This is a genomic window from Streptomyces sp. NPDC054834, from assembly GCF_053611185.1.
Genome location: NZ_JBSGZV010000010.1, coordinates 255,463 through 262,217, shown reverse-complemented (window position 1 = coordinate 262,217; position 6,755 = coordinate 255,463). Strand labels below are relative to the sequence as shown.

The window sequence follows — 6,755 nt, the reverse complement described above, 5'->3', positions numbered from 1 at the left end:
TCGGCCTTGCGGCCGACCCTTGACTCGGCTCGCTCCAGCACGGGTGAGAAGCGAGCGGGCGGCCTGGGAAGGGCGGTGGCCGGGGTGGGTGGGGCCCTTGCGTGGGTTGGGCTGTGGGGCGGGGTTGGGGGGCGTGGGCCCCTGGGTGGGTTGGGGGTGTGGCCGCCGGTACGGGGGCGCGGTGGCGCCTCGCCTGCACGCCGGGTGGGATTGGCGGCTTGCGGTGGGTGGGGGGCTGGGGTGCGCGTCGGGTGGGGGTGGCGGCACGCCGGGTGGGGGTGGCGGCACGCCGGGTGGGCTTGGCGGCGATCGGTGGGTGGGGGGTGGGGTGCGCGTCGGGCGAGGGGCGGCACGCCGGGCTGGATTGGCGGCTTGCGGTGGGTGGGGTGGGGGTGCGCTCGGTGTGTGGGATGGGCGGGCGGTGGGTGGGGGCGGGGCTCCGGGGCGGTGTGGCGGTGGCGTGCGCGGGGCGTGGGGCGGCGACGGGTGCCACTGGGGGCCTCATCAAGGTCGTCGATGACGGGTGCGGCCCTGCTGCTGAGCGGGTCGATGCCCGACTCCATGGCCTCGGCCACCTTCTGACGGGTGAACTTCATCAGTTCCTCGCCGGCCTCGCTCTCGATGTCGAGCGTGCGCCCGGCGGCCTGACGCATGGTCAGACGGCGCATTTGGGCCCGGAAGTCCTGGTCGCCGACCAGCTCGGCGAGCTCCACCCACGCGGCGACCTGCTCGCTGGACGGATCATCGGGGAGGTCGGGAGTGGCAGCGCGAACCATTGCCACCGCGGCCGGGTCGGCATCCACTGTGCCGAAGGTGCCCTCCATGAAATCGTCGATCAGACGCCGGTGTTCCTCGCCGGACAACTGCGTGAGCCTGTGCATGAGCTTGATCTCCTCGGGGTTGGATCCGTGTCTGGCCGCGACTCGCAGAACGCTCCGACGCAGTTGCAGCACCCGGATCTGGACGTCCATGGCGTCGGCGTGAGCCGCGGCGACTTCCGCCACCGAGAGCTCGCGGTCCAGTACCCGTTGAATCGTGGCCAGGTCCATGCCCAGCTCGCGCAGTGTGCGGAGGAGTTCCAGACGAAGCAGCGCGTCGAGGTCGTAGAGTCGATAACCGGCGGGACTTCGGGTGGTCGGCGCTACCACCCCCGAATCGGAGTAGAACCGGATGGTCCTCACGGGCAAGCCGGTCCGCCGGGAAAGCTCCCCGATCGAGCAGAGGGTCGTAACGTCCATGTCCCCAACTCTGCTGTCTCCAGTCACTGGAGACTCAAGGTCGCAGGAAGCTCAGCCGACTGCGAGCAGCACGGTGGCCGCCGCCGCGCCCAGCAGGCCGGCGACCTGGCGCCGGTCGACCCGCTCGTGCAGCACGGAGAGTCCCAGGATCACGGGCAGGGCCGGGTACAGGGAGGCGAGGACGACGGCGACCGCGAGCATCTGCCGTTGAGTCGCAAGCAGGTACAGAATCAGGGCCAGGGCCGCGCCCGCTCCGGTCAGGACCGCCTGGGCACCGCGTATCGCGGGAACTCGCAGGTGGCGTACCGCAGTCGGCAGTAGTACCGCGACGGCGGCGAGACGGCCTGCGGCCACTGGCCACAGCCCGCTCGAGGGACCGGCTTGCGCGAGTGCCAAGTACTGCACGGCGACCCCGATGCTCGCCAACAGGCCGTCCGAGGTGCCTCGGCCCATGGTCGCGTCCGGCTCGTCGGGGGAGGTGCTCCTGCCGCCGGAGACGAGCCACAGGGCGGGCACCGTGACAGCGATGCCCGTCCAGGCCAAAGGTGTGGGGCGATCACCGAGGACGAGAACTCCGCCCAGTACGGAAAGGGCTACGGACGTGACGGCGCTCACGGGCATCACCACGCTCATCGCACCGCGGCTCAGTCCACGGTTGAGCAACAGCATTGCGGCGGCGCTGCCGATACCGGACATGGCTCCCCAGCAGAGGTCAGCCAGGTGAACGGAGGAGGCCGGGACGAGGAAGGCGGCCCCCACGGCGAACAGCAGCCCGCCGAGCTGACCGAGAAAAGTCACCGCGGTGAAGGGGACACGGCGGGACAGGACCCCGCCGGCGAAGTCGACGATGCCGTAGCACAAGGCGGAGGCCAGCGCGAGAAGGGCACCCATTCGCTCACAGGTGCCCTGAATTAGGAGGGGCCAACGCCCGGTGGGGGTCCGGATCACGTTGCGGCCCAGAGGTCGAAAGCCCCTCAGGGCCAAAGCCCCTCAGAGCCAGAACACAGCCGCAAGCGTGATGAGGGTGCCCACGGCGATCACGCCGCCGAAGATCCCGAAGCCGATGGCGATCTTCACGCTGGTGGGCTTGATCTCCCGCCAGCCCAGTTCCCGGGCCACGCCCCGGATCAGGCGGTGGCCCTCGGCGGAGGAGAAGCTGTACTGCTGGGTGCCGTCCGGGCTCCAGGTCTTGCTGACGTACACGCTCCGGCCGGTGGACACCGTCTTGCCCAGGCGCACGCCGCCCAGGCCCGCCTCGTACTCGACGGTGCGGACGACGTCCGTCATCGTGAAGGCCTTCTCCTGCGGGCGCAGCGCGACGCGGTAGGTGTGCACCTGGTCGACCCGGTGCCGGGTCAACAGCTCCTGCCATTGCGGGGCGTTGACGTCCACGGTCAGTTCGAAGCCCCACTCCGTTCGGCGACGGCGGTACGGCGTCCCGGCGACGGCGGCCTCGATGCGGGTGTGGAACTCCTCGACCGTGTCCTCGTCCGCGCCCGTGCAGTCGGCTCCTGTCATGGGCACGCACGGTAGCAGTGCCCAGTGTCACACCCCACCGGTACCGTCGGATCATGGCTCAACAGGCGGGGATCCCCACGAACCCCACGAACTCCACGAACCCCTCGGGCGAACGGCGGCTCGCCGTGCTCGAAGGCGTGCTGGAGCGGATCACGTACGCCAATGAGGAGAACGGCTACACGGTCGCCCGCGTGGACACCGGCCGGGGTGGTGGTGATCTCCTCACGGTGGTCGGCGCGCTGCTCGGTGCCCAGGTGGGGGAGTCCCTGCGCATGGAGGGACGCTGGGGGTCCCATCCCCAGTACGGCAAGCAGTTCACCGTCGAGAACTACACGACCGTGCTGCCCGCCACGGTCCAGGGCATCCGCCGCTACCTCGGATCGGGGCTGGTCAAGGGCATCGGGCCGGTCTTCGCCGATCGGATCACGCAGCACTTCGGGCTGGACACCCTGACGGTCATCGAGGAGGAGCCGAAGCGGCTCATCGAGGTGCCCGGGCTCGGGCCGAAGCGGACCAAGAAGATCGCCGACGCCTGGGAGGAGCAGAAGGCGATCAAGGAGGTCATGCTCTTCCTCCAGACCGTCGAGGTGTCCACGTCCATCGCGGTGCGGATCTACAAGAAGTACGGGGACGCCTCGATCTCCGTCGTCAAGAACCAGCCGTACCGGCTCGCCGCCGATGTCTGGGGCATCGGCTTCCTCACCGCGGACAAGATCGCCCAGTCGGTCGGCATCCCGCACGACAGCCCGGAGCGGGTGAAGGCGGGCCTTCAGTACGCGCTGTCGCAGTCCGCCGATCAGGGGCACTGCTTCCTGCCGGAGGAGCGGCTGATCGCCGACGCCGTGAAGCTGCTCCAGGTCGACACCGGTCTCGTCATCGAGTGCCTCGCCGAGCTGGCGGAGCCTGCGGAGGAGGGCGAGGACCCGGGGGTCGTACGGGAGAAGGTGCCCGGCCCCAACGGCGACTCGGAATCGGTCACGGCCGTCTACCTCGTGCCCTTCCACCGGGCAGAACTCTCCCTCGCCGGGCAGCTGTTGCGTCTGCTGCGGACGGACGAGGACCGGATGCCGGGGTTCCGGGACGTGGCCTGGGACAAGGCGCTGGGCTGGCTGAAGGGTCGTACGGGGGCGGAGCTGGCGCCCGAGCAGGAGGCCGCGGTGAAGCTGGCGCTCACCGAGAAGGTGGCCGTACTGACCGGTGGTCCCGGCTGCGGCAAGTCCTTCACCGTCCGTTCGGTCGTGGAGCTGGCCCGCGCGAAGAAGGCGAAGGTACTGCTCGCCGCGCCCACCGGCCGGGCCGCCAAGCGGCTGGCGGAGCTGACCGGGGCCGAGGCCTCCACGGTGCACCGTCTGCTGGAGCTGAAGCCGGGCGGTGACGCGGCCTACGACAGGGACCGTCCGCTCGATGCCGATCTGGTGGTCGTGGACGAGGCGTCCATGCTGGACCTGTTGCTCGCCAACAAGCTGGTGAAGGCGGTCCCGCCCGGCGCCCACCTCCTCTTCGTCGGGGACGTCGACCAGCTGCCCAGCGTCGGCGCGGGCGAGGTGCTGCGCGATCTGCTCGCCGAGGGGAGCCCGGTTCCGGCCGTGCGCCTCACCCGGGTGTTCCGCCAGGCCCAGCAGTCGGGGGTGGTGACGAACGCGCACCGGATCAACTCCGGGCAGCACCCGGTCACGGACGGCATGAAGGACTTCTTCCTCTTCGTCGAGGACGACACGGAGGAGGCCGGCCGGCTCACGGTGGATGTCGCGGCCCGGCGCATTCCGGCCAAGTTCGGCCTCGACCCGCGCCGGGACGTGCAGGTCCTCGCGCCCATGCACCGCGGCCCGGCGGGCGCCGGCACCCTCAACGGTCTGCTCCAGCAGGCCATCACCCCGGGCCGCCCCGACCTGCCCGAGAAGCGGTTCGGCGGCCGGGTCTTCCGTGTCGGCGACAAGGTCACCCAGATCCGCAACAATTACGAGAAGGGCAAGAACGGAGTCTTCAACGGCACCGTGGGCGTGGTCACCTCGCTCGACCCGGTCGATCAGCGCCTGATGGTGCTGACGGACGAGGACGAGGAGGTTCCGTATGAGTTCGATGAACTGGACGAGCTGGCCCATGCGTACGCGGTGACCATCCACCGTTCGCAGGGCAGTGAGTATCCGGCGGTGGTGATCCCGGTCACCACCGGCGCGTGGATGATGCTCCAGCGCAATCTGCTCTACACGGCGGTCACCCGCGCCAAGAGGCTGGTGGTCCTCGTCGGTTCGCGCAAGGCGATCGGCCAGGCGGTGCGCACGGTGTCGGCGGGGAGACGCTGTACGGCACTCGACTTCAGGCTCCATGGAGCCGGACGGACCTGACATCCCGAAAAATGATCGATCAAATGAGTCGTGAAGGTCACAGAGCACTTCCAGATGCTGGACCGAGGGGGCAGGATGAGCAGGTTGGCGGCACTGAGTGCCGCCAGTAGGCCCAATGGTCGACCCCGAGTGCACTCTCCTGAGCCAAATGGGGGATGGTAGAGACAGTCAGGGCACCTCGAAGAAGAGGCACTACGTCGGTGAGGGAAGACGTGAGCGACAACTCTGTAGTACTGCGGTACGGCGACGGCGAGTACACCTACCCGGTGATCGACAGCACCGTCGGCGACAAGGGCTTCGACATCGGCAAGCTCCGCGCCCAGACCGGTCTGGTGACCCTGGACAGCGGTTACGGCAACACGGCCGCCTATAAATCCGCCGTCACCTACCTCGACGGCGAGGCGGGCATCCTCCGGTACCGCGGCTACCCGATCGAGCAGCTGGCCGAGCGCTCCACGTTCCTGGAGGTGGCCTACCTGCTGATCAACGGTGAGCTGCCGACCGTCGACGAGCTCACCACGTTCAAGAACGACATCACGCGGCACACCCTGCTGCATGAGGACGTCAAGAACTTCTACCGGGGCTTCCCGCGCGACGCCCACCCGATGGCCATGCTGTCCTCGGTGGTCTCGGCGCTGTCCACGTTCTACCAGGACAGCCACAACCCGTTCGACGAGAAGCAGCGCAACCTCTCCACCATCCGCCTGCTCGCCAAGCTTCCGACGATCGCGGCGTACGCGTACAAGAAGTCGATCGGTCACCCGTTCGTCTACCCGCGCAACGACCTCTCCTACGTCGAGAACTTCCTGCGCATGACCTTCTCGGTGCCGGCGCAGGAGTACGAGCTCGACCCGACCGTGGTCTCCGCGCTCGACAAGCTGCTCATCCTGCACGCCGACCACGAGCAGAACTGTTCGACGTCGACGGTCCGTCTGGTGGGTTCGTCCCAGGCGAACATGTTCGCGTCCATCTCGGCCGGCATCAACGCGCTGTGGGGCCCGCTGCACGGCGGTGCCAACCAGTCCGTGCTGGAGATGCTCGAGGGCATCCGGGACTCCGGCGGCGACGTCGACTCCTTCATCCGCAAGGTGAAGAACAAGGAGGACGGCGTCCGTCTGATGGGCTTCGGCCACCGGGTCTACAAGAACTTCGACCCGCGCGCCAAGATCATCAAGGCCGCCGCGCACGACGTGCTGTCCGCCCTCGGCAAGTCCGACGAGCTGCTGGACATCGCGCTGAAGCTGGAGGAGCACGCGCTCTCCGACGACTACTTCGTCTCGCGCAGCCTCTACCCGAACGTGGACTTCTACACCGGTCTGATCTACCGGGCCATGGGCTTCCCGACCGAGATGTTCACGGTCCTGTTCGCCCTCGGCCGCCTGCCGGGCTGGATCGCCCAGTGGCAGGAAATGATCAAGGAGCCGGGTTCCCGCATCGGCCGTCCGCGCCAGATCTACACCGGTGTGGTGGAGCGGGACTTCGTTCCGGTCGAGGAGCGCTGACACCTGCCGGTGTGGGGCGCCGGGTTCTCGGTGTTCCGTCGTGGTGGTGCGTCTGGTGGGGCTGGGTGCTCACCGGGTTGTGTTGGCGTGGGAACGCGGTGGTTCCGTGGCGGTGGCCGGGGGTCCGGGGGTTGTCCCCCGGGTCGGCACGG

Annotated in this window: 5 protein-coding genes; 2 read left to right on the top strand and 3 right to left on the bottom strand. The window is 68.8% G+C overall.

What is annotated here, in order from left to right:
- From ACWGJM_RS16955 to ACWGJM_RS16945, 3 genes are all read right to left on the bottom strand, one after another.
- A partial coding sequence (locus ACWGJM_RS16955) for a MerR family transcriptional regulator (RefSeq protein ID WP_453412452.1) occupies positions 1 to 1,181 on the bottom strand: 1,181 nt, incomplete at its 3' end.
- Between the two features lie 108 nt (positions 1,182 to 1,289).
- On the bottom strand, positions 1,290 to 2,129 hold the full coding sequence (locus tag ACWGJM_RS16950) for a GRP family sugar transporter (protein WP_453412451.1): 840 nt from the start codon (positions 2,127 to 2,129) through the stop codon (positions 1,290 to 1,292).
- Between the two features lie 99 nt (positions 2,130 to 2,228).
- Positions 2,229 to 2,756, bottom strand: a complete 528-nt coding sequence (locus ACWGJM_RS16945) for a hypothetical protein (RefSeq protein WP_453412450.1) — start codon at positions 2,754 to 2,756, stop codon at positions 2,229 to 2,231.
- Between the two features lie 53 nt (positions 2,757 to 2,809).
- On the opposite strand from ACWGJM_RS16945, the gene recD2 reads away from it, so the two are divergent.
- A complete protein-coding gene (recD2, locus tag ACWGJM_RS16940; protein WP_453412449.1) occupies positions 2,810 to 5,101 on the top strand; it encodes an SF1B family DNA helicase RecD2 in 2,292 nt (763 codons plus the stop codon).
- A 212-nt stretch (positions 5,102 to 5,313) separates the two neighbouring features.
- On the top strand, positions 5,314 to 6,603 hold the full coding sequence (locus tag ACWGJM_RS16935) for a citrate synthase (protein ID WP_453412448.1): 1,290 nt from the start codon (positions 5,314 to 5,316) through the stop codon (positions 6,601 to 6,603).
- Positions 6,604 to 6,755 lie beyond the last annotated feature (152 nt).